The sequence below is a fragment of the Verrucomicrobiia bacterium genome (assembly GCA_035946615.1).
In the GTDB taxonomy this organism is placed as follows: Bacteria; Verrucomicrobiota; Verrucomicrobiia; order Limisphaerales; family UBA8199; genus DASYZB01.
The window spans coordinates 18,851-43,635 of record DASYZB010000096.1 but is presented as its reverse complement, the minus strand read 5'-3'; the positions used below and the strand labels follow the sequence as shown (position 1 = coordinate 43,635).

At 58.1% G+C, this 24,785-nt stretch carries 22 protein-coding genes and 1 pseudogene; 15 read left to right on the top strand and 8 right to left on the bottom strand.

Annotation, left to right across the window (positions count from 1 at the left end; all coding sequences use genetic code 11):
* Positions 1 to 652: 652 nt before the first annotated feature.
* The 5 genes from pstS to phoU all read left to right on the top strand — a co-directional run bounded on the left by pstS (position 653) and on the right by phoU (position 5,074).
* The gene (pstS, locus tag VG146_13820) at positions 653 to 1,663 is read left to right on the top strand and encodes a phosphate ABC transporter substrate-binding protein PstS (protein ID HEV2393424.1); all 1,011 of its coding nucleotides are present in this window, start codon (positions 653 to 655) and stop codon (positions 1,661 to 1,663) included.
* A complete protein-coding gene (gene pstC, locus VG146_13815; GenBank protein HEV2393423.1) occupies positions 1,663 to 2,634 on the top strand; it encodes a phosphate ABC transporter permease subunit PstC in 972 nt (323 codons plus the stop codon). Before pstS ends, pstC begins: the two co-directional genes overlap by 1 nt.
* The gene (gene pstA / locus VG146_13810) at positions 2,631 to 3,500 is read left to right on the top strand and encodes a phosphate ABC transporter permease PstA (protein ID HEV2393422.1); all 870 of its coding nucleotides are present in this window, start codon (positions 2,631 to 2,633) and stop codon (positions 3,498 to 3,500) included. Before pstC ends, pstA begins: the two co-directional genes overlap by 4 nt.
* A 74-nt stretch (positions 3,501 to 3,574) precedes the next feature.
* The gene (pstB, locus tag VG146_13805) at positions 3,575 to 4,387 is read left to right on the top strand and encodes a phosphate ABC transporter ATP-binding protein PstB (GenBank protein HEV2393421.1); all 813 of its coding nucleotides are present in this window, start codon (positions 3,575 to 3,577) and stop codon (positions 4,385 to 4,387) included.
* 6 nt (positions 4,388 to 4,393) lie between these two features.
* Complete coding sequence (gene phoU / locus VG146_13800; GenBank protein ID HEV2393420.1) at positions 4,394 to 5,074, top strand: phosphate signaling complex protein PhoU; 681 nt, start codon at positions 4,394 to 4,396, stop codon at positions 5,072 to 5,074.
* A 38-nt stretch (positions 5,075 to 5,112) separates the two neighbouring features.
* Here the strand turns inward: phoU and frr are convergent, their stop codons facing one another.
* Complete coding sequence (gene frr / locus VG146_13795; GenBank protein HEV2393419.1) at positions 5,113 to 5,667, bottom strand: ribosome recycling factor; 555 nt, start codon at positions 5,665 to 5,667, stop codon at positions 5,113 to 5,115.
* A 292-nt stretch (positions 5,668 to 5,959) separates the two neighbouring features.
* Here frr and VG146_13790 point away from each other — a divergent pair.
* The 3 genes and pseudogenes from VG146_13790 to VG146_13780 all read left to right on the top strand — a co-directional run bounded on the left by VG146_13790 (position 5,960) and on the right by VG146_13780 (position 8,151).
* A pseudogene (locus VG146_13790) lies at positions 5,960 to 6,100 on the top strand (DUF5679 domain-containing protein).
* Positions 6,101 to 6,170: 70 nt separating this feature from the next.
* Positions 6,171 to 7,361 (top strand): nucleoside-diphosphate kinase, encoded by a 1,191-nt coding sequence (locus VG146_13785; GenBank protein HEV2393418.1) that lies wholly within the window; start codon positions 6,171 to 6,173, stop codon positions 7,359 to 7,361.
* 334 nt (positions 7,362 to 7,695) lie between these two features.
* The gene (locus tag VG146_13780) at positions 7,696 to 8,151 is read left to right on the top strand and encodes a hypothetical protein (GenBank protein HEV2393417.1); all 456 of its coding nucleotides are present in this window, start codon (positions 7,696 to 7,698) and stop codon (positions 8,149 to 8,151) included.
* On the opposite strand, the gene VG146_13775 is transcribed toward VG146_13780, so the two are convergent.
* The 5 genes from VG146_13775 to VG146_13755 all read right to left on the bottom strand — a co-directional run bounded on the left by VG146_13775 (position 8,136) and on the right by VG146_13755 (position 12,469).
* A complete protein-coding gene (locus tag VG146_13775; GenBank protein ID HEV2393416.1) occupies positions 8,136 to 9,215 on the bottom strand; it encodes a general secretion pathway protein GspK in 1,080 nt (359 codons plus the stop codon). The genes VG146_13780 and VG146_13775 overlap by 16 nt on opposite strands.
* Before the next feature lie 89 nt (positions 9,216 to 9,304).
* Entirely contained in the window at positions 9,305 to 10,126 is an 822-nt protein-coding gene (locus VG146_13770) for a prepilin-type N-terminal cleavage/methylation domain-containing protein (GenBank protein HEV2393415.1), read from the bottom strand.
* Positions 10,123 to 10,557 carry a hypothetical protein gene (locus VG146_13765; GenBank protein ID HEV2393414.1) on the bottom strand — a complete coding sequence of 145 codons (435 nt, stop codon included), beginning with the start codon at positions 10,555 to 10,557 and terminating at the stop codon, positions 10,123 to 10,125. The genes VG146_13770 and VG146_13765 overlap by 4 nt, the downstream gene beginning before the upstream one ends.
* The gene (locus VG146_13760) at positions 10,554 to 11,189 is read right to left on the bottom strand and encodes a type II secretion system protein (protein ID HEV2393413.1); all 636 of its coding nucleotides are present in this window, start codon (positions 11,187 to 11,189) and stop codon (positions 10,554 to 10,556) included. Before VG146_13760 ends, VG146_13765 begins: the two co-directional genes overlap by 4 nt.
* 5 nt (positions 11,190 to 11,194) lie before the next feature.
* Positions 11,195 to 12,469 carry a type II secretion system F family protein gene (locus tag VG146_13755; GenBank protein ID HEV2393412.1) on the bottom strand — a complete coding sequence of 425 codons (1,275 nt, stop codon included), beginning with the start codon at positions 12,467 to 12,469 and terminating at the stop codon, positions 11,195 to 11,197.
* A 256-nt stretch (positions 12,470 to 12,725) separates the two neighbouring features.
* Here VG146_13755 and VG146_13750 point away from each other — a divergent pair, with 256 nt between their 5' ends.
* The 4 genes from VG146_13750 (at position 12,726) to icd (ending at position 16,683) form a co-directional block, all read left to right on the top strand.
* Positions 12,726 to 13,181, top strand: coding sequence for an acetolactate synthase (locus tag VG146_13750; GenBank protein HEV2393411.1), 456 nt, complete (start codon positions 12,726 to 12,728; stop codon positions 13,179 to 13,181).
* A 117-nt stretch (positions 13,182 to 13,298) separates the two neighbouring features.
* Positions 13,299 to 13,847 carry a hypothetical protein gene (locus tag VG146_13745; GenBank protein ID HEV2393410.1) on the top strand — a complete coding sequence of 183 codons (549 nt, stop codon included), beginning with the start codon at positions 13,299 to 13,301 and terminating at the stop codon, positions 13,845 to 13,847.
* Positions 13,848 to 14,089: 242 nt separating this feature from the next.
* Positions 14,090 to 15,319 (top strand): hypothetical protein, encoded by a 1,230-nt coding sequence (locus VG146_13740; GenBank protein ID HEV2393409.1) that lies wholly within the window; start codon positions 14,090 to 14,092, stop codon positions 15,317 to 15,319.
* 110 nt (positions 15,320 to 15,429) lie between these two features.
* Positions 15,430 to 16,683, top strand: coding sequence for an NADP-dependent isocitrate dehydrogenase (gene icd / locus VG146_13735; GenBank protein ID HEV2393408.1), 1,254 nt, complete (start codon positions 15,430 to 15,432; stop codon positions 16,681 to 16,683).
* 106 nt (positions 16,684 to 16,789) lie between these two features.
* On the opposite strand, the gene recQ is transcribed toward icd, so the two are convergent.
* On the bottom strand, positions 16,790 to 18,973 hold the full coding sequence (gene recQ / locus VG146_13730) for a DNA helicase RecQ (protein HEV2393407.1): 2,184 nt from the start codon (positions 18,971 to 18,973) through the stop codon (positions 16,790 to 16,792).
* Positions 18,974 to 19,587: 614 nt separating this feature from the next.
* Between recQ and VG146_13725 the strand changes: the two genes are divergently transcribed.
* Both VG146_13725 and VG146_13720 read left to right on the top strand, forming a co-directional pair.
* Entirely contained in the window at positions 19,588 to 21,171 is a 1,584-nt protein-coding gene (locus VG146_13725; GenBank protein HEV2393406.1) for an ATP-binding protein, read from the top strand.
* Between the two features lie 398 nt (positions 21,172 to 21,569).
* On the top strand, positions 21,570 to 21,839 hold the full coding sequence (locus VG146_13720) for a DUF4190 domain-containing protein (protein HEV2393405.1): 270 nt from the start codon (positions 21,570 to 21,572) through the stop codon (positions 21,837 to 21,839).
* A gap of 38 nt (positions 21,840 to 21,877) precedes the next feature.
* Here the strand turns inward: VG146_13720 and VG146_13715 are convergent, their stop codons facing one another.
* On the bottom strand, positions 21,878 to 24,253 hold the full coding sequence (locus VG146_13715; protein ID HEV2393404.1) for a transferrin receptor-like dimerization domain-containing protein: 2,376 nt from the start codon (positions 24,251 to 24,253) through the stop codon (positions 21,878 to 21,880).
* Positions 24,254 to 24,383: 130 nt separating this feature from the next.
* Between VG146_13715 and VG146_13710 the strand changes: the two genes are divergently transcribed.
* The gene (locus VG146_13710) at positions 24,384 to 24,773 is read left to right on the top strand and encodes an RbsD/FucU family protein (protein ID HEV2393403.1); all 390 of its coding nucleotides are present in this window, start codon (positions 24,384 to 24,386) and stop codon (positions 24,771 to 24,773) included.
* The last annotated feature ends 12 nt before the right edge of the window (positions 24,774 to 24,785 follow it).

Here is a 24,785-nt window from a genome sequence, read left to right as displayed (position 1 = left end):
CATCCGAACTGAATCAAACCAAATCTCACCAAATGTAACTGCAACCCGCGGCGGTCCCGATAGCCCAACCGTCCTCTTCCTCCGTGCCCCCGTGGTTTAGTCCCCTCCTGTTCAGTCTTCCCACCGACCCGCCCACCGGTCGCCGGTTGCGCCAAATTGCACTTCGCTCATTTTGCCCCACCCCTTCCGTTGTCTATCGGCCATTGGTTATTGGCCATTGCCTTCCCCCAGTCTGCTCTTCCCCAAAAAACCGGAGTCAACCGGAGCCAACCGGAGTCAACCGGAGCTATCTCAGTTTCCTTCACCTTCCCCAGCTGACTGCTCCTCCATATCGCTAGATAAACGGTAAATAACGGTAACTAACGCTATTTTCCAATACTTCAGTTTCCCTGCTGTCCCTCCTTTCCGTGCTGTTCATTTTTCAACACAAAGTAAGAGAGAGCGACTGCAAGAACCCCCTTCGTTCTTTCTCCGTACCTCCGTGCCTGTGGTTTGTCTCCCCCCCGACTTTCTTCTTTCTTTGCGTTCCTTCGCGGCAACCTCCGCCGCACGGGTTGTAACAGAACTGTAACGTTCTTGACGCGAAACCGTAGCACAATCCGGCCAAATGGCTGTACGGTACATGCAATTCGAAGCTAAAGGGTCAAAATAGATGAAAAAACTCAGTCTGATGGTTTTGGCAGCCGGGCTGGTGTGCGGGCAACCAGGCGCGCGGGCGCAGATGCTCATCAACGGGGCGGGGGCAACCTTTCCCAATCCGCTCTATTCGAAATGGTTCGACGAGTACGTCAAAGTCGATCCATCGGTCCGGTTTAATTATCAATCCATCGGCTCAGGGGGGGGCCAGAAGCAAATCCTCGAACAAACCGTTGATTTTGGCGCCTCGGATGGCCCGATGAGCGATGAGAACCTTGCCAAAGCCCCTGGAAAGATTCTTCATATCCCCACGGTCGCCGGCGCCGTGGTCGTCACCTACAACCTGCCGGGCCAGCCAACCCTCAAATTGGATGGACCGCTCATTGCAGACATTTTTCAAGGCAAAATAACCACCTGGAAGGACCCTCGAATTAAGAGCCTCAATCCGGCGGTCAATTTACCCGATATGGACCTTATCGTCGTCCATCGTTCGGATGGCAGCGGCACGACTTACATCTTTACCGATTACTTGAGCAGCGTGAGCAAAGATTGGGAAACCCATGTCGGACGCAATACCTCGGTCAAATGGCCCACCGGGCTCGGGGCCAAAGGCAACGAGGGCGTAGCCGGCCAGGTCAAACAGTTGCCGGGCACGATTGGCTATGTGGAACTGGCTTATGCCCACCAGAATAAACTCCCTTTCGCCTTGCTCAAAAACGCCTCCGGCAATTTCATTGCGCCCTCGTTGGAAAGTGTCACCGAGGCGCTCGCAACGGCTAAAATCCCCGACGACTTCCGCTTTTCAATGGTCAACCCGCCGGGGGCGAAGGCCTATCCCATCGCTGGGGCGACCTGGCTGCTGGTCTATCAACAACAGAAGGACCCGATTAGGGGCAAGAAGCTGGTCGAGTTTCTCCAGTGGGCCATGCGCAAGGGAGAAGCCATGGCTGCAGCGCTCGATTACGCGCCGCTGCCGGAGGGGTTGAAAGCCCGGGTGCTCCAGCGCATCGCGACAATCAAATACTAATGAACCTCGCGACTGATACCCGATTATTTACCAAACCCCAAACCGTGCCGGGCCGCGCCTTGGGCGACCAGTCCTTTAAGTGGCTGACGCTCCTGATGGCACTATCGATATTCGTGCTGATTGGGCTCATCGGCTACGAGCTGGCCCACGGCTCGCAGCTCGCTATCCGAAAGTTCGGCTGGCGCTTTATTGCCAGTTCCAATTGGGACCCGGTAAGCGAACAATTCGGCGCGCTACCGTTTATTTTCGGGACGCTGGTTTCCTCGGCGGTTGCCTTGTTGATCGCAGTGCCGCTGAGCATCGCCACAGCCGTTTACCTTACCGAAGTAGCGCCGCCATGGGCTCGCCAGGTGCTGAGGCTCTTTATCGAACTGCTCGCCGCAGTGCCCAGCGTGATCCTGGGCTTGTGGGGCATTTTTGTCATGGTGCCCTGGTGCCGGACGCATCTGTTTGCCTGGCTGCGTCACACGCTGGGTTTTCTGCCTCTGTTCCAGGGGCCAATTTACGGGGTCAGCATGCTGGCGGGCGGGATTATTATTGCCATCATGATCCTGCCCATTATCACCTCGGTTTCGAGCGAAATCCTGCGGGCCGTCCCAGGCCTCCAGCGCGAAGCGGCTTATGCCCTCGGCGCCACGCCCTGGGAAGTCACCAGGATTGCCGTGTTGAGCTACGCCAAAAAGGGACTCTTTGGCGCAATCATTCTGGGCCTGGGCCGCGCGCTAGGTGAAACCATGGCGGTCACCATGGTCATCGGCAACCGCCCCGAAATTGCTGCATCCCTCTTCGCACCGGGCTACACGCTGGCCAGCGTGGTAGCCAACGAGTTCACCGAGGCCACGACGGACATGTATCTCAGCGCCCTGTTCGAAATCGGCCTGGTGTTGCTCGGGGTAACAGTGCTCGTCAACGCCCTCGCCCAGGTCCTGCTAAAAACCTTTGCCGGCCCCTCGCTCCGGCAGCAACCATGAACCCCAAATCCATGAAAGGCACCTCGTTCCACGCGTGGCGCAAGTTCAAAAACGCCTGCATGCAGGCCATCACTTGCGCCTGCGCCTTGCTGGTGGTGGCGCCTCTGGTTTTGATCTTTTTTCACGTGCTCAAATCCGGCCTCGGGTCGCTCAACCTGGGTTTTTTGACGCAACTGCCCAAGCCGGTCGGCGAATCGGGCGGCGGCATGGCCAACGCTATTGTCGGCACGTTCGAGTTGGTGGGTTTGGCCTCGTTGATTGGTGTGCCAATCGGCGTCTTGGGCGGTATCTACCTTGCCGAATACGGCGCATCGCGGTTGAACTGGTGGATTCGGTTCGGCGCCGACGTCCTCAACGGGGTGCCTTCGATTATATGGGGAATGGTAGTCTGGGCCCTGGTAGTGGTGCCAAGCCGCAGCTTTTCGGCCTGGGCGGGCGGCATGGCGTTGGGCATGATTATGATTCCACTGGTGATGCGCACCACCGAGGAGGTGGTTTTGCTGGTGCCCAGCGGTTACCGCGAGGCCGCCCTGGCGCTGGGCATCGCTCGCTGGCGCGCCGTTCTCAGCATTGTCGCCCGCACTGCCCTCAAAGGGATTATCACCGGCATCCTCCTGGCGCTGGCCCGGGTAGCCGGTGAAACGGCGCCCTTGCTGTTTACCGCGCTTGGTAATCAGTTTTGGAACCATAACCTTTCCGAGCCCGTCGCAGCCATCCCGCTCGAGATTTTTAATTATGCTAAATCCGCTTACCCGGATTGGATTCGCCAGGCCTGGGCCGGCGCCCTGGTCCTGCTCCTTTTAGTCGCCCTTGTCAACGTGAGCGTCCGCATTCTAACCCGTGACAGGTTCGCTCAACCAACCTAAGATGGCATCGAGCGACTAAAATGGACGGTACGATTATGACGACTCCAAGCGAGGAAGCTAGACCCTCCTCGGCCATGCCTCCCCGGCCAGCGCCCCCTCACCGCGGGGAAACCCCTGCGCCCAATCCTGCTATCCCGGCCATTACTACGCGCAATCTCTCCGTATTCTTTGGAAAGAACCAGGTCCTCCGGCAGGTCTCTCTGGATGTTCCCGCGCGCGCCGTCACCGCCATCATCGGGCCGAGTGGTTGCGGCAAATCGACTTTCCTGCGCTCGCTCAACCGCATGCATGAATTGGTCCCCACCGCCCGGTTGGAGGGTGAAATCCGGCTCTTTGGCCAGGACATCTATGGCCGCGAAGTCGAGCCGGTGATTGTCCGGCGCCGTGTGGGCATGGTCTTTCAGAAATCCAATCCCTTCCCCACGATGTCCATCGCCGACAATGTAACGGTTGGGCTGCGCCTCAATGGCGTGCGCAATGGGGCCATCCTGACCCAGCGCACGGAGCACGCTTTGCGGATGGCCGCCTTATGGGACGAGGTTAAGGACCGGCTCGGGGCTCCTGCGGTGAGCCTTTCGGGCGGCCAACAGCAGCGCTTGTGCATTGCCCGGGCCTTGGCGGTCCAACCCGAGGTGGTGCTCATGGATGAACCGGCTTCAGCCCTCGACCCGCTGGCGACTTCAAAAATTGAGGACTTGATTCTTGAGCTCAAAAAGGATTACACGATTATTATCGTTACGCATAACATGCAGCAGGCGGCCCGGATTTCCGATTTCACGGCGTTCTTTTATTTGGGGGAACTGATCGAATACGGGAGCACGCCGAAAATCTTCACCAACCCGGGGAAAAAACAGACCGAGGATTACGTCACCGGGCGCTTCGGCTAAGGATATATGCTGCGCTTTGACCAGGAATTGGCTGAATTGAAAAACCTGCTGCTGACGATGGCCAGCCATGCGGAATTGGCGGTCAAACAGGCTGTCGAGGCGCTCGTCAAACGCGATTACGATCTGGCTCTGCGCGTTCGGGCTGATGACACTGTCATCGATCGGTTCGAAATCGATGTCGATGAAATGTCCATTCGCCTTTTGGCCAAAGCCCCCCTTGCCAGCGACCTGCGCCTCATTGCCGTCGTCATGAAAATCTCCCAGAACCTCGAACGCGTTGGCGACGAAGCGACCAAGATTGCCAAGCGCGCGCGCGACCTGAGCCAGGAGCCTCCCTTGAAGCTCGTCATCCCCCTGCCTCAAATGGCGCAACTGGCCCTCCAATTACTTCAAAGTTCTTTGGATGCCTTTGTCAACCAGGACGCCCCCATGGCCCGGGCATTGATTCCCCGAGACAAAGAGGTCGATGCAATGAACAAAGACATCCACCGGCAGTTGGCCGATTACATGATCACAAACCCCGATAGTGTCAACCGGTGCCTGCATTGGATGGTGGCGGTTAAAAGCCTCGAACGCATCGCCGATCATGCCAAAAACGTCGCCGAGGAAGTCGTGTACCTTTGTGAAGCCGAGGACATTCGGCACTCCGGCACAGCGGCAGCGGTTCAAACCGAGAGGCAGGAATAGGCCCTCAGAGAGTCTGTAGCGCTCTCAAACTGGCGCTCTCAAACTGTCATGATTTCTTTTTCCTTGCTGCCCAGGTGCTGATCAATTTTGCCGATGTACTCGTCGGTCAGCTTTTGAAGCTCTTTCTCGGCGTGCTTGACATCATCCTCGGTGATGCCACTGTCGTGCGCGTGCTTTTTAAGCTGCTCCATGGCATCCCGTCGCACGTGGCGGATAGCCACTCGCCCGTCCTCGGCAAATTTGCGCACGATCTTGACGAATTCCTGGCGCCGCTCCTCGCTCAATTCAGGAAAGAACAAGCGAATGACGCGCCCTTGAATCGAGGGAGTGAGCCCGAGATTGCTTTTTTGGATTGCCTTTTCTATCGAGTGGAGGGAGTTGGCGTCCCAGGGCTGAATGGTTAGCGTGCGCGGTTCGGGAGTCGTAATGCCAGCCAGCTCGCGGATGCGCATTTGCGCCCCATAGACTTCCACCATGATATTCTCCACTAGCGCCGGAGAGGCCTTGCCCGTGCGGACGCCCGTAAACTCATTGACCACCACCAGTTCGGTCTTGTTCATCTTGTCTTCCGCATCCAGTAGAAAGTCGTCCAGTGCCATAGGTGAGACAGACATTAGCAAAGCCGCCAGGAGCTGTATAGGGCAATAAGACGATGAAAACCATCCGAAACGGCCTTGAATTGGTGCCTGATGAGTAGCCGTTAGTTGCCAAATAGGAGCGCTGAGCAATCAATATAATCAATTGTGTGAAAGTCACTTACAATTTACACGGATACACCAGGGCAATCCCGCTGTCGCTTTCACAGTTGACGCTGAGGATACCCCCCCCATAAGGTATTGCCCGTAACTGCCACGGAGCATGAAGCGCCGGGCAGCCATTTTTTCTATGCCAGAAGGATACTGCGTCAAGTGCAAAGCCAAAAAGGAAATCATCGATGGGGTCGAGGAAACGATGAAGAATGGGCGCAAAGCCATTAAAGGCAAATGCCCCACCTGCGGCACGGTGATGTTTAAAATCCTTGGCGGCAAAGCGGCCGCACCCCACCCCTCGTCCGCCAGCCCGGAACCGGCAAAGCCTTCCTCGGCCAAGTAAGAGTATGCCGCAGGAACTCGCCTACGTCATCATAACGCCCTATTCGTTGTACAAGTCGCGCACCGGCGGCATTCTGAGCCGGTTGATTACTCGGACTGGCCTGGAAATGGTGGGGGCGCGCATGTTTGCCCCCAGCCCCGAGTTGGTGAAGGAATACTCGGACCAGACCATCTCAGCCAATGACCCCCAGGACCGGCAAATCCAGGAGCTGATTTACAGGTACATCCTCCAGAACTTTTCAGCCGATCCCAAGTCCGGTCGGCGGCGGCGCGTTATGATGTTGCTCTTTCAGGGCGAAGACGCGGTGCGCAAGACCCGCTCGGTCGTTGGCAATATCAGCGCGGACCGGCGCGGTGGCGAGACCATCCGCGATACCTACGGCGACCTCATCATGGATGAAAACGGCCAGGTCCGTTATTTCGAGCCGGCAGTACTGGCCGCCCCAACTCCCGACGAGGCCGAAGCGAAGCTGCGAATCTGGGCCCGCTATTCCGATAAGGACGGCGGCATTCTCGAAAACGTAAACGCTTATCAGCCCAACGATAAGCCCCAGAGAACCCTGGTGCTGATTAAGCCGGAGAATTTCCGTTTTCCAACCGGGCGGCCCGGCAATATGATCGATTTTTTCTCCCGCAGCGGGTTGTTTATCATTGCAGTTAAGCTGCATCGCATGAGCGTGGCTCAGGCTGTCGATTTCTATGGACCGGTCCGTGAAGTCCTGCGGACCAAACTGAAGGATGTGGTTGGCGCAAAAGCCCGAGCAGCGATTGAAAAGGAGATGGGTCTGCGGCTCGGGCCGGAGCAGGAACAACAGCTCGGCAACGTGGTGGGCCCCGTTTTCGGCGATGCGCAGTTCGAAAATATCGTCCGGTTTATGTCCGGACGCGCCCCCTCCGAAACCACTCCTGAAGAACAGAAAAAACCGGGTACCGAGAAGTGCATTGCGCTGGTATATGAAGGAGTGGAAGCGGTGCGCAAAATCCGCGATATTCTTGGCCCCACAGACCCCTCGAAGGCCCCGCCGGGCTCTATTCGGCGCGAATTTGGCCAGACTATCATGGTCAACGCCGCCCACGCGAGCGACTCGGAAGAAAACGCTCGCCGTGAGATAGAGATTGTAAAGATGGGCGAGAATGGTTTCCGCCACATAGTCGAACAGTTCTACGGGCGCCCGGTAGAGGCTGGCCGGGGCTAATGACAGAGTCGAAGCAACGAGCCGCCATTCCTGAGTGTAGGAGACGACGTAAGGAGTCTCTCCTCTAAACGGCTTGGTGCGCCCCCAATGGGTGATCAAGAATTCGGGAAAGAGTCTCTTGGATTTGATGGCTTACGGTCCTGTCGGACCGCGCGGAACGACACTGCGCACCCAGGAATGGAATACAGAATATGGGGACTCTGGGTAGCAGTGAGGAAAGAACCTCCGCGTTGGTGCGTGAGGAAACGTCTGGTTTCCGTGTCCCCATCAGGATCACCTGAGTGCGTCGGTTGGCGCAAACGGCGGTTTTGAGCGCTCGAATGGTAAGAAGGGTATGATTAATGACTCCGACCCGATTTCGAGCTACCACCAGAACATCGCCGGCCATCGAGCCGATGAGGTCCAGCACGCTAAAGTCCTCGCCCAACGGCACCAGCACCCCACCAATCCCCTCAACGAGAAGCCAATCGCAACGAGCCTGAATGCGTCGAATGGGCTTCAGGACCTCAGACAGCGCAATTGCGCGGCTATGATTTCGCGCAGCAACCCATGGGGCGACCGGCTGGCGGAAATAGAAAGGATTGATTTCATCGAGCGTGAGTTCATTGCCCTGAAGGGAACGGAGCAGCCTGGCGTCCGCCCGGTCGCCCGAGCAAAAGGGTTTCATGGCCAAGGCCTGCCCGCCAAGGGACCGCAAATGAGCCAGGAGCAGCGATGTCAGCAAAGTCTTGCCGACCCCCGTATCTGCGCCGGTGATGAAGATGATTTTGGTTCTCAGTCCTTCCAGTAGAAGTTCAAAACCTTCACATCGTTCTGGTTCATTCGGCCGAGGATAGCTACGAAAGTGCGGTGGTAGCCGTTGATTTCCGCATCCACTGTCACCTTAAAAGTCGAACTGCGGGTGACGAAGTACATGCTGGCGGCCATGGCGGCCTGCCGGCTCAAACCGGCGCTGACCAGGGCGTCCGGAACACCGAAGCCGGGGCTGCCGACGGGCATGGCGTTGCCATCAGCGCCTGTATTGGAACGTACGACCTCCATCAAACGTTGAGCGGCCATCGCATCCCCGTTTAATAGAACCTGGAGGACGGGTTCCGAGGCGGTGTTGATGTTGACTCTGCCCGTCGAGAGGGGCGTGAAGATATCGACAAGGCCGAAAGGATAGCCGGCGGGCACATTTGGAGCGGCTGAGCGGTCAATCCGCGGCAAAAAAATTCCTGGAGCGTGGTTCGTCGAGGCAGGCCCCCAGAAGAGATCGGGCGTGACGCCCTTGATAAGCAGCAACTCGGAAAGGTCGTCGATAGGCCCGTTTTTCGCGTAATAAGGCGGGCTGAGGCTTTGGTAGTACTCGCTCTCGGCGCCTTCGACGTGAGGCTGGTCGTCGCGGTCAATCCAATCGAGAATCGAGTTGACGATGGGCGTCATCTGGCCGGCGTCCACTCCCATGCCCATGAGGCACTGCTGAAGCAGAGGCTCGTTTGCCTGGTTGATATTAATTCTGCTCTCGAGGTCGGTTATCTTCCAGGTAGCCGTTCCTTTCCTGAACGGAAGCGGATTCTGGACCTGGGCAATCGGGGCATTGGACGGCCCCAGGAACCCATGGCCCGTAGCCCAGGGTTGGTCCAAAGAGTCCCATGGCCTCTGGGGGTCGAGCAGAGAATTAGCCAGAACCCAGCGAGTGTATTCGACTGTGGAACGCCCCATCCATTCCAATTCAGTCTCGCTGCTGGTGTTGCGCGCGAGCCGTGTTTCGACCCTCATCGAATAGGCAAAGCCGCCCGCGAGGACCATCAACACGAAAACCGAAATCATCACGATGATGAGGGCGATGCCCTGTCGAGAACCATGGGCCACAGGACAGGGTGGAACACCAACCGGAGCAGCAAACCCAATCTGATGCCGGCTTGACACCTCGCAACCTCTGGAAGTGATAGGACAAAGCTTCATCGCAGCACAGGCGGATTCTGCAACGGCGGCGTATTCTGCGGGTTGCTATTTGGATTTGCGTTTTGCAAGGCGCCGGGCGGCACGCCCGGGGGTTGCATGGGCATTTGCCAGCCCGGTTGAACCGTCACAGCGGGCAGGCTGACGACCCGCGTGACCTCCTGCCCCACAATGCTGGTATGGGCGTTATCGGCCAGTTGCAGAGAGACCCGCACCATGGTCGGAAGCTGGTTGGTTTGGGGCCACTCATCGGTCCAATCCTGCAGGCGCGGGTCCCAGAATTCGGTTTTGAATTCCTTCACGTGCCTGGCCAGCACAATCGGATGTTCCTTTTCGTCGATGTCCGGGTCCATCAGGAGCGGGTTTTGCCGAAGAACCAGTTCGGAACTGTTATCGGCGCCTTGCTGGAGTGAAAAGGTCACGCGCCGCACATCAAAAGCGCCGAACTTGCCACTGCGTGGAAACGATTGGGACAAGCGCGCGACAAAGCTCAACGAGGCGTCACTCCCATTTTGTGCCACGAATCCGTAGAGGTCCTGATTGAGCGCGAAGGATTGGGCTGAGCCAAGGGATTCTTCGAGGGTTCGCGCGGCCATCCGCGCGCGTTGAACGGCTGCCGCAGCGTCCAAGCCGACCTTTGTAGCTCGTAAAATCGACGTCCAAGTCGAGTAAATGGCGGCCAGGACCATGCTCAGAATGCCCATCGCAATCAGGATTTCAACCAGCGTAAAGCCAGCGCCTCGACGGGACTTGGAAGGGGCGCCGGCGCCGCACGTGGTTTGGCCACGGGCAGCGGGGCGGCTGAATAACGCAAGAATCATGGTTGAAACGGCCTCACCCCGTACTGGCCTTTGGCGTTAGGATCATAAACCAGGATGGCGAGCGAATCGACGGGCGCCGGGGTGCCATGCCGGTTTACGGTAATATCGACTTCGAGCAGGCCATTGGTGTCATAGGGTTGCCACTGGGCGTCCCATGAGTAATCCCGATAGGCATCGCCGAAATCGCCTGAGAGCGAACCGGAGTCCTGGCGGTTGGTTTTCATGGTCTCGAAAATCTGGGCAGCGGCCATGCCGGCATCGACATCCGTGCGCTGCAAGGCCCGGGCATTGCGCAAGGTGCTGGAGACCAGGGCCAGGATGGTGAAGGTGACCATAAAAAAGATGCCGCAGGCAATCATCACCTCCAGGAGAGTAAATGCGGTGGTTCCCCGGCCTGCTTGCCCGCCGTCCCGTTTTTGTATTCGACTCATAACTTTCCCGAGCGCAGATTCTGTAGGTCCTCCTGATTGAGAACCGAGGCCAGACCGGTGGTAATCTCAAGGCTGATGCCTTCCTGCTCGTTCTTCTCTGAGCGCAGGATGAGGGTCATCTCATCACACGTGCCGTTGGGATTGAACCGCACTCGCGCCCGTTCGGCGTCCTTGTACTCAGTCAGGTTTATATCCAGCATGTCAATCGCCACCCGGTCAGAAATCTGAGCCGACAAGCCGGAACCGGAGGCTACCGGAGCAGCGTTGACGGCTACCGGGTTGTCCGCCCCATCGACCACAGGCGCGGCGTTGGTCATTCCCACGGCGGCAGCCACCTCCAGACGCCGCTCCTTGGGGAAAAAAAGCACATCGACTTCCCGTCCCTGCAAAATGGACCGTGCTCGCGCGTTGCTCAGGACCTCCTGCACGTCGCGCAGCGCCTGGACCATGGGTGCGCGATGGCGGACGTTGTAAACGAGCGGCACACCCAAGGCAAGCAGGATGCCCATGATGCCGATGACCACCATGATTTCGATGAGCGTGAACGCACCGCGCCCTTCCAACGCGCTCCGTTTCGAATCCTGGGCCGGCAGCCGGTCGCAAGACCTTTGGAGCTTGAGCAATCGCCTCATGCAGCCTACCTCGCAATATTAGCGGTGATGGCAAACATCGCCGAGAGGACGGCCAGGAGCAGGAACCCAACGCCCGCGGCCATGACAATGATCATCACCGGCTCGATCATGTTGGTCATCACCCGCAGGGCGATATTGAGTTCATTCTCATACGTATCAGCCACATTCTTCAACGCGCCGGGCACATCCCCGGTGTCCTCCCCAATCTTCACCAAATCGACCATCAATTGGGGAAAGATTTTGCTGCGCGCCAGAGGCTGGGCGATTGTCTTTCCATCGGTGACCTCCTCGCGCGTTTTGGCAATAGCCTCTTTGACGACTGAATTGGGGATGATCTGCTCGGTAATCTTGAGCGCGGTGAGCACCGGCACGCCGTTCTCCAGCAAGGTCGAGAGCGTCCGCGCGAACTGGCCGAAGATGTTCAGCTTGACCACCTTCCCAAACACGGGGGCCTTCATCTTCCATTGATCGAGCTTGCGCCGGCCCTCGGTGGTGGCCTGGAATCGCTTAAACAGAATCACCACCGCCGCGATGACAATCAGCATGAGCCACCAATAAGCGGAGAACAAATGGCTGATGCTGATGAGCATCTGGGTTATCACGGGCAACGGCACGTTAATTCCCTGAAAAATGGTCATGAACTTGGGCAGCATGTAAGTCATGAAAAAGAACATGATGCCAACACCGATAACGGTGACAAAGGCCGGGTAAATCAGGGCGGATGTAAACTTGGCCTGGACTTGGGCAAAGCGCTCGAAATGGTCGGCCATGCGGCGCAGGACCTCGACCAGGGCGCCGCTGGATTCACCGGCGCGCACCATGTTTATGTAAAGGTCGGAGAAAATGCGCGGCTGCTTGGCCATTGCATCGGACAAACTGCGCCCCTCCATGACGTCCTGGCGCAATTCGCGGCTCACATCAGCCGGAATACCGCGGGTCTCCAGATGTGTCATGCTGTTGAGGGCAACCGTCAGCGGCATGCCTGAGTGCAGCAGGTTGGCTAATTGCTGGGTGAAAGTGGCTAATTCCTGCAGCTTGGGTTTGCGTTTCTGCGTCAGAGCGGTGCGCAAGGCCGGAGGCAGCAGAGCGCGCCAATCGGTTTTCTGCCGGCCTGGCCGGTCGGGTATTGCTAGAGCAGCCCCTTTAGCCGCATCCACAGCAACAGGAAACAAGCCGAGGCGTTCGATTTGGATCAAAGCCGCCGAGCGGTCGGCGACCTCCATCATGCCTTCGACCACCTCGCCGGAACGGCGGCGCGCTTTGTAGGAAAACTGTGGCATACAAATTAGCTTCTTTTACTTAAACCACAAATTTAGCGGAAAGTTGCGTTATTCCAAGCTGCTTTTTTAAATGTCCCAATGTCCCGAGACCGCCTGTGGGTAATGCCTCAGTGACTGCGGGGTTGCCGGCTGAAGCCGGCGTTCCGGACGCGCGGAACGCCGCCTTTAGGCGGCAGCGCCCGCCGTCACTAACCGATTACGCCTGTGGCCCTGTTGCCGGTGGAGTGTGCCTGGTTTTGTGGTAATATGAGGAGTTATGCCGCTCGAGACAACACAGGGCAGGCGGCCCGACGCCATTGTCCAATTCTCGGTTTTTACCCCAAACCGCTTGGGGCGTCTTCATGATTTGATCGGCCTTTTCGCAGCCCACAACGTCCACGTCCTGGCGCTGACCGTGCTGGACACCACCGATAGCGCCATTATCCGGGTGGTGGTGGACGATCCGGAACAGGCCCGGGAGCTGCTCTTTCGAGAGGGTTTTCCATTTTCAGAAAGCAAGCTGGTGGCGGTCGAAGCCGACAGCACGGACCTGCGCCGGCTGATGTCCGCGTTGTTGCAGGCGGAATTGAACATTAATTATCTCTATACCTTCATTCCCCACCCGCAGGGCAAATCCATCATCGGCCTGAGCGTTGAGGATAATGAAATGGCCGAGCAGACCCTCCGCCGCAACCAGTTCCGCACGCTGCGCCAGACCGATATCTCCCGCTGAACAGCCTCGAGCGCCTTTGTAGGAGCGGACGTCAGGAGGCTCCGATTATCCGAACAAATACTGGCCTGGATTGCTTTGGATAACCGAATGATCCGTGTTATATTATCAGCATAAATTATGAGTTGCTCGATTCTACGGCTGAGTGTTCTGGCTGCTATCTTTGTGCTCGGCTCATCGGCAAGCCGCGCGGGAAGCGAACAATCTACTATTATCGGCCAACCCACAGTCTTCTGGCACGATAATCAATGGCAGACCTATCAGAACGGAATCTGGGTCCCCTACAGCCCCTTCGTTAACGGTCCCACTGACATCGCGGCCCCGGTAGCTGTTTCGGATTCTCAGCCTGATAATACTGCCGGAGGAATTCGTCCCCTGTTCGGTACAGGCCAACGCCGCTTGAGAAACCATGGGGCCTGGCAGGGCTGGACTGGCTCCCAGCAGACTCAGGGAACCCGGCCATTATCCAATGTCGCCATCGGCCAGTCCATGATCGGTATTGGGCAGTCCACCATCGGAATTGGCCAGTCCACGATCGGCATCGGCCAGTCCACCATCGGTATTGGTCAGTCCACTGTGGGTCTCGGGCGCCCCTATCTCGGGATTGGGCGCCCAGGCGGATTGGGTAAACGGAGCGACGCCCATAAAGCCGAAAAAAGCGTCCAGTAAAACTCCCTGCAGCCGCCCTGGTAAACCACCAAGAGTGCCCAGTAGTACCCCTTTTTCCCTCAGTTTTCTTTTGTCTTCGGCATTGCACTTGCTGCTTCAAGATTAATAAGCGGGACAGATCAGCTATTGGCGCCTGCATTGGAACCTGCGCTGGCTCAATCCAGGCGGAGCCAAGCGTGGAGAAATTGGATTGTGGCATGAAAAGAACAGTTGGATTTCGATCTTCAGAGCAAGGGAATGTTTTGATCCTTACTCTTGTAATCGCCGGTGCTCTGGGTCTGTTTTTGTTTTATTACCTGAACCTGAGCCGCACCCAACGCAACATGCTGGCGCGCTCGCAGGCCTGGAATTCAGCCCTGGGCATCGCCGAGTCGGGAGTGGAAGAGGCTTTAGCTCAACTAAACCCCGCCACGCCCCAGCCGGTGATCGACCGCGCGGCCAATGGTTGGGGGCAACCCTCGGGCGGGATTTACGGGCCCATGTCGCGCGCCCTGAGCAGCGGGTCCTACAGTGTTGAGTACACCACCGATTCCTGCCCGGTCATTTACTCGACAGGTTATGTCGCGGTAGCTTCTTTAGCCGCTACCCTGAGCCGCACGTTACTCGTGACCACCACCAATATTCCTTTGTTCACCGTTGCGATGGCTGCCAAATACAATATCAACTTTAATGGCAATGGTGTTAATACCGACAGCTTCAATTCGGCCAATACAAACCTGAGCACCGGCGGTCTCTATGACCCCGCCAAGACCAGCACGAATGGGGACATTGCCAGCTCCGAGGGCATCATCAACGTCAACAATGGCAATGTGAACGGCAACGTGTATCTGAGCCCCACGGGCACCAACAGTATCAGCAAAAATGGAACGATCACCGGCGACGTCTATTACAATTTCAACGCGGATTTCGGCGACGTCGCGCTTCCGCAAACGACCTGGCTGCCCCTGGCGCCCCTCGGCGTCCCCTCCGTCATCAATGGCGTCAGCTATCAATACGTCATCACCGTCAGCAGCGGCGATTACCAAGTGAACAACCTGACCGGCAACCTCTATGTCGGCACCAATTCCGATGTCCGGCTTTTGCTGACGGGCAATGCCAGCCCCAGTAACATCCGTGTCGCTGGTCCAGGGACTGATGCGGGTCATCTCGTCATCTATATGGCTGGTCCCAGTTTTACTCTTTCGGGCGCCAGCACGGTCGATGGGGGCAACGCCGGCAACCTCAATTATTTCGGAACCACCAATAACACCTCGATTAATTTCAGCGGCAATTCCTCCTTTACCGGGACTCTCTACGCCCCGGAGGCTGCCTTCAGTCTCGGTGGGGGCGGAAGCAGCACCTACAACGTTGTCGGCTCAGTCGTTGCGAACACCATCAGCATCAATGGCCATTTCAATTTCCATTACGACGAGAATCTGCTCAACGCGGGGCCAATGAAGGGCTACGGCGCCGACGATTGGCGGGAATTGTAGGCCCCAAAAGGGTCAGGGCGCACGACAGAATCGAATCGTGCTTGCTTTCCTGGGGCTTGCCGTTATCTCTCGCCTGAATTTAAATCTGGAAAATAGAATCACGATTTACCATGGCCTACAAAGACATCACTCCGCCCCAAGGCAGCCGGATTTCCATTAAAAATGGCAGGCTTACCGTTCCCGATAATCCGATTCTGCCGTTTATCCGCGGCGACGGCACCGGGCCCGATATTTGGGCCGCCAGCCAGCGGGTGTTTGACGCCGCCGTCCAGAAGGCCTTTAGCGGCCAGCGCAAGATCGCCTGGTTCGAAGTCTTTGCCGGCGGGACTGCCAAGGAGAAATTTGATAACTGGCTGCCGGATGACACGATTGAAGCTTTCAAAGAATTCCTTGTCGGCATCAAAGGACCGCTGACCACGCCGGTCGGCGGCGGGATTCGCTCGCTGAATGTGGCCTTGCGCCAGATGCTCGACCTGTATGTCTGTCTGCGCCCAGTCCAGTACTTCCGTGGCGTTCCGTCGCCGGTAAAACGTCCGGAAAAGGTTGATATGATCATCTTTCGCGAGAACACGGAGGACATCTATGCCGGAATCGACTACCAGGCCGGCAGCAGCGAGGCCAGGAAGCTCCTCGAATTCATGGAGCGTGAATTGCCTGCCGCCCTCAAAAAAATTCGGTTCAGCAAAGAGGCAGCCGACCAGATCGGCATCGGGATCAAACCGGTCAGCAAGCCCGGGACCGAGCGCCTGATACGAGCCGCCATCGAATATGCTGTCCGCCAAAAACGCAAGAGCGTCACCCTGGTCCATAAAGGCAATATCATGAAGTTCACCGAAGGTGCGTTTCGGGATTGGGGTTACGAGCTGGCCAAACGCGAGTTTGGGGCCGTGGAACTGGATGGCGGTCCCTGGTGCAAAACACCCGAGGGTGTGGTCATTAAGGATTCCATCGCGGACATAACGCTCCAGCAAGTCCTGACCCGCCCGGAGGATTTTGACGTCATTGCCACTCTGAACCTCAATGGCGATTACCTCAGCGATGCCCTGGCCGCGCAAGTCGGGGGCATCGGCATCGCCCCGGGCGGCAATATCAATTATATCACGGGTCACGCCATCTTTGAGGCCACTCACGGCACCGCCCCGAAATACGCCAACCAGGATAAAGTCAATCCCGGCAGCGTGGTGCTCAGTGGCGAGATGATGTTTCGCTACCTGGGTTGGGCGGAGGCCGCCGATTTGATCCTCAAGGGACTCAATGGGGCGATTGGTTCCAAGCGCGTGACGTATGATTTTGCGCGGCAGATGGAGGGGGCGACCGAAATCAAATGCTCTGAATTCGGGGATAATATTATCCAACACATGTAAGGCTCAGCGAGTGACCCGTCGCGTAGCGACGCTTGAAAGCCCCGCCGTCATCGTTCAATGCAACAAATGTGGATATGGTCTTCCATTCCCTCAACGATCAGAGGCTTCAAATGCCTTTTGAGACGGGCGCGCGGGCCATGGCAGCCCGCATGAGCTTGAGCCGGCCATAATCATAGCGGCCACCCAGCGCCTGGAAGACCGGCCCGAGATTCACTGAACCCACCCGCTGGAGCACAGCTCGTATCTCGTCCTGTTCGCTGGCGGTCAGAAAGATGTTCACATCGATTTGCTCCCCGGCCATCATAGCGTCTGCCAGATGCCCATAAATCGTCCCGGCCGCCAGGCTCCGATGCGAGGCGATCTGCTCCGGGCTTTCTCCAGCCTGAAATCGACGCAGACTTTCCCGGGCGGTATCACTCAGGCGCGCGCGAGCAGGGATGCTTGCGCCAGGCGCAAAGGAGTCCGCAAAAATCTGCCGTGGGCAGGTCCGTAAGTGAGCGGCTATCTCGGCCAGGAAAACCTGGCCAAATTCACGCAGCTTCTTTTCCCCGACGCCGCTGATGCGCGTAAATTCCACGGCATTGGAAGGATAGTCCCGGGCCATGAGCCGCAGCGCCACGTCGGAAAAAACTATGTAAGGCGGCACGGCGCGCTGGTCGGCCAGTTGCTTGCGCAGCTTGCGCAGGCGCTCGAATAGCACCTCGTCGCACGCAATCTCTCCGACCCGATGGGTCTGTGGCTCGGGAGCGGTAACGGGCTTGGTGAGCGTCACCGTTTGACGCTGCTTGAGCAGGGCCAAGCCCGCAGGCGTGAGCGATAGCACGCTGAATTTGTCGGCGGCCTGCTGCACCAGGCCCAGCCGGATCAACTCCCGTCCAATCGCCTTCCATTCGGGACGGGTGTGCTCGTTGCCGATGCCGTAAGTCGAAACCTGCTGATGGTTCCATTTGCGGACACCTTCCGTATCGGCCCCGGTCAGGACCTCGGCCACCTGGTTAAGGCCAAAATCAAACCCGCTCTGCTGGCGGATGCGATAAATGCAGGAAAGAAACTTTTGGGCAACTACCGTCCCGTTGTAGGTATCGCGCGGGCTCAGGCAATTATCGCAAGCGGCGCAGTTTTCCTCTGGGTACGCCTCGCTGAAATACTCGAGCATCTCCCGCCGGCGGCAGATAGCGCTTTCGGCATAATGGACCATTTGTTCAAGCTGTTGGCGGGCGATCTGCCGTTCATGGGGCGGTTTCTCATCGAGGAAGTTGCGTTGTTTCATCACATCCCCGGCGCTAAAGAGCAACACGCACTCGCTCGGCAACCCGTCCCGGCCTGCCCGGCCCGTTTCCTGGTAATAACCCTCAAGGTTCTTGGGAAGGTCGTAATGGATAACGAAACGCACGTTCGGTTTATTGATGCCCATCCCAAAGGCAATCGTCGCGCAAATGATCCGCGCCTCGTCCCGCAGGAACAGCTCCTGGTTTTGGGTGCGTTCACCGGCAGTCAGGCCCGCGTGATAGGCCTTCGCCAGGACCCCGTCCTCATTCAGCCGTTCGGCCAGGCTCTCGGTGGTTTTGCGCGCCTGGCAATAAACGATGCCGCTTTCGCGCGGCCGTCTGCGAACGAATTCGAGCAACTGCGCGTAAGGCTTGAGCTTGGCAAAAACGCGGTAGGTCAGATTGGGTCTGTTAAAGCTGGCCACATAACACTGCGGCTGGCGCAGCTTAAGCTGTCCGATGATGTCCCCGCGCACCCGTTCAGTCGCCGTCGCCGTCAAGGCCATCAACGGGGCCGAAGGGAACAACTCGCGCAACGTGGCCAGTTGGCGGTACTCGGGTCTGAAGTCATGTCCCCACTCGCTGATACAATGGGCCTCATCAATAGCCAGCAGATTGACCTGAAGCCGCTGCAAATCGGATAAAAAACCCGAAAGCATCAGCCGCTCCGGCGCGACATACAGCAACCGATATTCTCCCTGGCGCAACGCGCGCAACCGCTCGCGCGCCTCGCCGCTTGCCAAAGAGGAATTGAGAAAGGTCGCCGGCACGCCGCTCGCCTGGAGCCCATCCACCTGGTCTTTCATCAGGGCTATCAGCGGCGACACCACCACCGTCAGACCCCCTCGCGCCATCGCCGCCAACTGGAAGCAAAGCGATTTGCCCCCGCCGGTCGGCAGCAGGGCGAACACGTCTTTGCCTTCCAGCGCGTCGCGGATGATCTCTTCTTGAAAAGGACGAAAACTTGCAAAGCCGAAGAATTGCTTCAGCAGCGGCAACAAGTCCTGCGTGGCGGATTGCACCGGGCTAATTTATTCGGACAACTGGTTCATTGAAAGAAATTCGCAGTGCTCTCTTGCGAAAAGTGCGTGAACTGACGAAGGCGCAGGCGTCGTGTCGGCCGCGCAGGGGGAAGCCAGTGGCTGCCGCGCCGCCGCTCAACCCTCCGCGCCAGCGCGATTGAGAGCGGCACTCCTTTTACCCTGCGTATGGCGGACGGCAAAGAGTATGCAGAGCCGCATTCCGATTATATTTGGCTGCCACCCAACGCGTCATACGTGATCGTCCACGAGGACGCCGGGCACTTTACGGTCTTACCGCTCCTGACGACGGGTCTGCGGTCCAAGCCCTCGGAGCAATCCTGACCAAGCCCTGCGTGTGTCCGCAGGTAATCCACGGAAGCATGCGTCTGATGGGGGTCCCGAGGTTGGGGCTACTGCGAGGGGTATGAAGCCTTCCCGGTAGGCGAGAATTAAGGCCAGCAACTGGCCTGACAAGTGCTCAGAAGGGTCTGAATGATTTTAGCTCGAAGCCAAGTCGCAGTGCCGGTGCTGGGGCGCCCCAGGGCGCAGCGCGGTGTCTCAAGTAGCAACAACAGTTGTTGCATTCATGGACACCCCGGGCCAGGAGGACAGCTATGAGTCACGCGCCTGTTCTCAAGATGGTTTTGAGCCTGTTGCCATGCCTCATCCCACCCTATGCCCTGCGGTTGAATCGCCTTTTTGGCACCCAGCGGGTCGGCTGGATGCTTTTTGCAGTTTTTTCTTTGCTGGCCCTTTTGGAACTGGTTCGCTCCTGGCATCCGATGGGGGTGGGCATGGATGCGGGACTGACGCTGGACCTGCTGAACGTGTTTGTGCCCGTGTTGCTACTCATTGGCATGGTGCATATCGAAATCCTGTTCAAAGAACGGTTGCAATTGGAAGTTGAGGAGAGGCACTTGCGTCAGGCCTTGCAATTACAAGTCAAAGACCGCACAGCGGATTTGGACAAAACCAACGAGGAGTTGCAACAGGAAATCTCCCTGCGCAGGCAGGGTGAGGAGGAGCTGAGAAAATCCAAGGAACAGTACCGGTTCCTTTTTGATGAGAACCCGCAGCCGATGTGGATATTCGACCTCAAATCGTTCCGGTTCCTTGCCTTTAATACCGCCACCCTGCGGCACTATGGCTATGGCAGCGAAGAATTCAGGGAACTGACGGCCAAGGACCTCTTTGTGGCGGGGGAAGCGGAGAGCTTCGCCGCTGACGGTATCCAGGGCAGCACCGGGGTGCCAACGCGCCGGCTCTGGCGGCACTGCAAGAAGGACGGGGCTATCATCGAGGTGGAACTCATCGCGCTGGACCTGGTGTACGGCGGGTGCCCGGCCCGGCTGGTGCTGACCAACGAAGTGACGGCGCAGCGCCTGCTCCAAAAGCAATTGTTGCAAGCCCAAAAGATGGAAGTGACTTCCCAATTGGCCGGGGGCGTAGCGGATAATTTCAACCGGCTCATTGCCGTTATCGAGGGAGAAGCCACTGTGCAGGTGCAGACTTGCCAGGACGTGGCGGCAGCGGAGGCGCTCAAGCGAATCGCAGCCACTGCAGCGGGGGCGGCTGGCCTGACGCGCCAACTGCTGGCCCTGGTGCGCCGCCATCCCATGCGGCTTCAGGCCCTGGATTTAAATAAACTCATCGAGAACCAGGCCGGGGTCCTTGGCCGGCTCATGGGGAACAAGATTACTATCCAAAAGAGCTTTTGGCCCAACCTCCCGCCCATTATGGCCGACCCGAGCCTGGTCGAACAGATAGTGCGCAATCTGGCTCTCAACGCGCGGGATGCCATGCCCAAAGGGGGAGTGCTGGGGCTTTGGACCGCCGCGGTGCGTGTCGAAGAATCCCATGCGCGGACGGTCGAGGATGCGCGTGCAGGAACTTATGTCTGCCTCAGCGTCGCCGATAACGGGTGCGGGATGACGCCGGACATCCAGGCCCGCCTGTTCGACCCATTCTTCACCACCAAGCAGCCCGGCAAAGCGACCGGGCTTGGCCTGGCGACGGTTCATGGGCTGATCAAACAGCATTCGGGCTGGATCGAGGTCAACAGCCAAGCGGGAGCAGGTTCGCAATTTGCCGTCTTTTTGCCTTGCGCCCCGGCGGTGGCTTCCCGCAAACCCGCGGCAGGATTAGTGGCAGTGCCGGATGCAAGCGCGGCATGCGACCCCGAGCCGGTAACGGGTTAGGCGGGGCCCCTGCAAAAGTACAGACAGAGGCAGCGCGCCTGGACTTTCATCCCAGCGCGGCATCCAACCGGTGCGAGGCCAACACGTGCTACAACCGTATGCTGCCGAGCATTCCCCTTCTCCCCAGGTTGGAAGCTCTTGTCACTACCCACATTTTTCCATGTGCGCTGCGCCACGAAGCGCCGACGCGAGCGGGCTAAACAGATACTCATCCTTTGGAGGAGAGGCCAGGGGAGAGGAGGGGCCTTTACCTTGCCCCCACGCCCAGGCGCTTTTACTGCGCCTGGCGACTGATAATCGGCGACTTTGTCACTCCGCCTTGAAGTTTTTTCGCGCTCATTTAATTGTTGCGCGAGATTGCCGATTGGCCTATTCAAACAGCACAGTCATCACCTTATATGAAACCGCATCGAGGCAACCTCATTCTTGTGTTTGGCATTCTCAGTATAGCGATTTGCCAGCCATTTGGGATAGCGGCATGGGTGATGGGCAACGGCGACCTTAAACAAATAGATGCCGGAACGATGGACCCCAGTGGCCGTTCACTCACCAATGCCGGTCGTATCTGTGGAATCATCGGGACGATCCTGTTTATCTTGCAGCTCGTCATCGGGATTCCGCTCGCTCTCATTTTTGCCTTCAGCATGATGAAGGGCATGCACCATTAGGGACTGGTTTGATGACGCACATTGGAGAGAGGCTCCATCTAGTTTTGGGATGCAGGCCCCAGTGCTGAGGTGATCTTGTCCAGTTGGCTCGAATAGGCATTGAGCGCCCTCCCTACGACTTCCATGTACTGGGCGACTTCACGCCAGTGGCGCTGTTCAATTCCCTCGCGCACTCCCGGCAGCGTCTTGACGCCATAGCCCGTCTGCAACCCGGGCGCGTAGATCATGTGGCGAAACCACTCGCGGCCTGGCAACCCCCGGGAATAGGTGAGGGTCTGCTCAATGTCTTGCAGCAGGCTGTTCACCTCGGCGGCCTGGGCGTCGCTCATCCTGGTGTCGGGGGCGGAGACCCGTTCGAGGGCCTCATCGCATGCCTTGGCGCTTTTCTTCAGCCGCAGCACGGCGTTATCGAGAGGCGCGAAGTTGAGGAACGGCACGCTGGCCTCGCGTTGCGGCGCGAAGTGGGGTTCGGTGGGGTCGGCTGCCAGGCTGAAGGCATTCTCATCGAGCAGCCGGCGCTCTTGCTCGGTTTGCTCGCGCATGTCATCGGCGAGCTTGTGGATTTCTTTGGAGTATCGCTCGATGGCATCGGCAAATTCTTTGAATTCGAACGGGAGAACGTCCGCATCGGCAACCCGCAGCATAAGATGACCGATCGTTTGCGCCAGCGCCACTCCATAGGCAAATCCCGGGTCACCAAACCGCACGTAATGGTCGAATGAATCATAGGCAGAATGATAAATACCGTCCTCCTTGTCCTCGCCGCCATACTCGATGGACAGCGAGGCTATCCCCAGGTGTTGCAAAAACGGCGTGTAATCCGAGCCGGACCCAAGCGCCTGCAGGGCTGGGACACGGCCCGCTTCGAGAAGTTTGGCCGCTTCCTGGACCGCCGTTCGAGCGCCCCTCCCGCTGGCTTCAACCAGTAGTTTGGCGCGTAAGCGTGCCAGGGCGTTAGTGCCGGTTTCCGGATCGCGGATTTCAGCGGCGACCTGGTTGACAAGCCATTGAAGACTTTGGCTGCCGCCCGCATCGAGGAACCCTCGACCGTTCGAGTCCGAGTTCACATAGAGAACAGCCTTCCGGCGCAATTCCTCGGCATGGGTCTCGACCCATTCGGTCGAGCCCAACAACCCGGGCTCCTCCCCATCCCAGCCCGCATAGACCAGTGTGCGCTTTGGACGCCAACCCTGTTTGACCAGTGCCCCGATGGCTTTGGCCTCGGCCATCAAGACCACGTTGGCCGACAAAGGGTCCCATGCCCCAAAGACCCATCCATCATGATGGTTGCCGCGGAGAATCCACTCATCCGGCGTTTCGCTGCCTTTCATTTTCGCGATGACATCGTAAATCGGTTTTTGGTCCCAATTCGAAGCGATGGCCAGATGCACCCGAGCCGGCCCCGGCCCGAGATGATAGGTAAGCGGCAAGGACCCGCGCCAGCCGGGCGGGGCGACCGGTCCCGCGAGGGCCTCAAGCAGCGGCTGGGCGTCTCGATACGAGACCGGCAAAACCGGGATTTTCAAAACCGTCTTTGCCTCCGCCAAGGGCAAGCGCTTGGCATCTTTGGTTGCCCCGATTTCGGGCGTCAATGGGTCGCCCGGGGCCACCGGCATGTCCGCTACAGAACCGCGCTGCACCCCATCGGGTGGACGGAAGCCTCCCTTGGGGTAAACGTCGCCTGCGGCGTAACCATCCTCATGCGGGTCGGAGTAAATGATGCAACCAACGGCGCCGTGCTCGTAGGCCAGCTTCGGCTTTAGACCGCGCCAGCCGGCGCCGTACCGGGCGATGACGATTCTGCCTTTGACGTTGAGGTCATGCCGCGCGAGTTCCTTGTAATCATCAGGCATCCCGTAATTCACATACACCAGCTCGGCCGTCACGTCCCCATCCGCTCCATAGACGTTGTATGGAGGCAGGGCGTTTTTGGTTCTGGCGGAGGTTTGGTCCCCTGGCACAGGAGGCTCAAACAGGCGGGCGACAAAATGGTTGGGGGCGACCAGTTCGAGGACCTCTTTTTTGGGCGTGGGATACAGGACGTAAAAGGTTTCGAGCCCAGCATCCCAACCCCATTCGCGAAATCTCTCGAGCATGAACTCGGCGTTGGCTCGGTCGTGCGCCGACCCCACCTGGTTGGGCTCTGCCGACATTTGCTGCAGCCATTCCCGTTGCTCATCGGGATTGATTTGGGTATCGAATTGGTCCTCCAACGCCCGCTCCTTTGCCGAATTCCCGGCGCTGAAGCCCAGCAGATTCTTCCCGCTGAAATCCCCCGCGCAGGCCGCACCCCATGCGAACGCCAGGAAACCGCCAAGCAGGAAGGAGAGTATGGGCGACGAGGCGGTGACCGGGAGGCGGTTCCTTCGAACCCGGCAGGAATCGATATTTTGCGGGACAACCAACGTGCGCATGGGCAAACAGCCTAACGCAGGAGCCCGGGCGGGCAAAGGAGTTTTAGGCTTCCATTTCATCCGTGCAATCCGTCCAATCCGTGGCTAAACAATTGGCTCAAGATCGGCGCAAAACAAACCCAACCCGCTTATGCTCACCACAAAAATCCTGAACCCAGACATCCTCTCGCTGCTGGCCCGCGTGCGCCACACCAACTCGCTGGTCATTGCTGATCGCGGCTTTCCTTTCTGGCCGCAAATCGAGACCATCGATCTCTCCCTCACGGACGATGTTCCAACCGTCCTGCAAGTCCTGGCGGCCATTCGCCACCATTTCCAGCCTGCCCATGCCTTTATGGCCAGCGAATTCCTGCAACACAATACCGCCTCTGTGCGGACCCGCTTCGCCAAGGCCATCGAGGGCATCCCCATCACACACCAGCCCCACGCGACCTTTAAGAAAGCCGTCCCCGATGCCATCGGCCTCATCCGCACAGCCGATACAACCCAATACGCCAATATGATCCTCATCTCCGGCTGAGTTGCAAAAGCT

What these genes read in the sequence shown, in the direction of transcription:
- VG146_13720 (HEV2393405.1), top strand. Translation starts at nt 21,570, where the DNA reads ATGAAACCGCATCGAGGCAACCTCATTCTTGTGTTTGGCATTCTCAGT.
- icd (HEV2393408.1), top strand. Translation starts at nt 15,430, where the DNA reads ATGGCCTACAAAGACATCACTCCGCCCCAAGGCAGCCGGATTTCCATT.
- VG146_13785 (HEV2393418.1), top strand. Translation starts at nt 6,171, where the DNA reads ATGCCGCAGGAACTCGCCTACGTCATCATAACGCCCTATTCGTTGTAC.
- VG146_13770 (HEV2393415.1), bottom strand. Translation starts at nt 10,126, where the DNA reads ATGATTCTTGCGTTATTCAGCCGCCCCGCTGCCCGTGGCCAAACCACG.
- VG146_13750 (HEV2393411.1), top strand. Translation starts at nt 12,726, where the DNA reads ATGCCGCTCGAGACAACACAGGGCAGGCGGCCCGACGCCATTGTCCAA.
- VG146_13780 (HEV2393417.1), top strand. Translation starts at nt 7,696, where the DNA reads ATGATTAATGACTCCGACCCGATTTCGAGCTACCACCAGAACATCGCC.
- VG146_13725 (HEV2393406.1), top strand. Translation starts at nt 19,588, where the DNA reads ATGAGTCACGCGCCTGTTCTCAAGATGGTTTTGAGCCTGTTGCCATGC.
- VG146_13760 (HEV2393413.1), bottom strand. Translation starts at nt 11,189, where the DNA reads ATGAGGCGATTGCTCAAGCTCCAAAGGTCTTGCGACCGGCTGCCGGCC.
- pstA (HEV2393422.1), top strand. Translation starts at nt 2,631, where the DNA reads ATGAACCCCAAATCCATGAAAGGCACCTCGTTCCACGCGTGGCGCAAG.
- pstS (HEV2393424.1), top strand. Translation starts at nt 653, where the DNA reads ATGAAAAAACTCAGTCTGATGGTTTTGGCAGCCGGGCTGGTGTGCGGG.
- phoU (HEV2393420.1), top strand. Translation starts at nt 4,394, where the DNA reads ATGCTGCGCTTTGACCAGGAATTGGCTGAATTGAAAAACCTGCTGCTG.
- VG146_13745 (HEV2393410.1), top strand. Translation starts at nt 13,299, where the DNA reads ATGAGTTGCTCGATTCTACGGCTGAGTGTTCTGGCTGCTATCTTTGTG.
- VG146_13715 (HEV2393404.1), bottom strand. Translation starts at nt 24,253, where the DNA reads ATGCGCACGTTGGTTGTCCCGCAAAATATCGATTCCTGCCGGGTTCGA.
- VG146_13710 (HEV2393403.1), top strand. Translation starts at nt 24,384, where the DNA reads ATGCTCACCACAAAAATCCTGAACCCAGACATCCTCTCGCTGCTGGCC.
- VG146_13755 (HEV2393412.1), bottom strand. Translation starts at nt 12,469, where the DNA reads ATGCCACAGTTTTCCTACAAAGCGCGCCGCCGTTCCGGCGAGGTGGTC.
- pstB (HEV2393421.1), top strand. Translation starts at nt 3,575, where the DNA reads ATGCCTCCCCGGCCAGCGCCCCCTCACCGCGGGGAAACCCCTGCGCCC.
- pstC (HEV2393423.1), top strand. Translation starts at nt 1,663, where the DNA reads ATGAACCTCGCGACTGATACCCGATTATTTACCAAACCCCAAACCGTG.
- VG146_13765 (HEV2393414.1), bottom strand. Translation starts at nt 10,557, where the DNA reads ATGAGTCGAATACAAAAACGGGACGGCGGGCAAGCAGGCCGGGGAACC.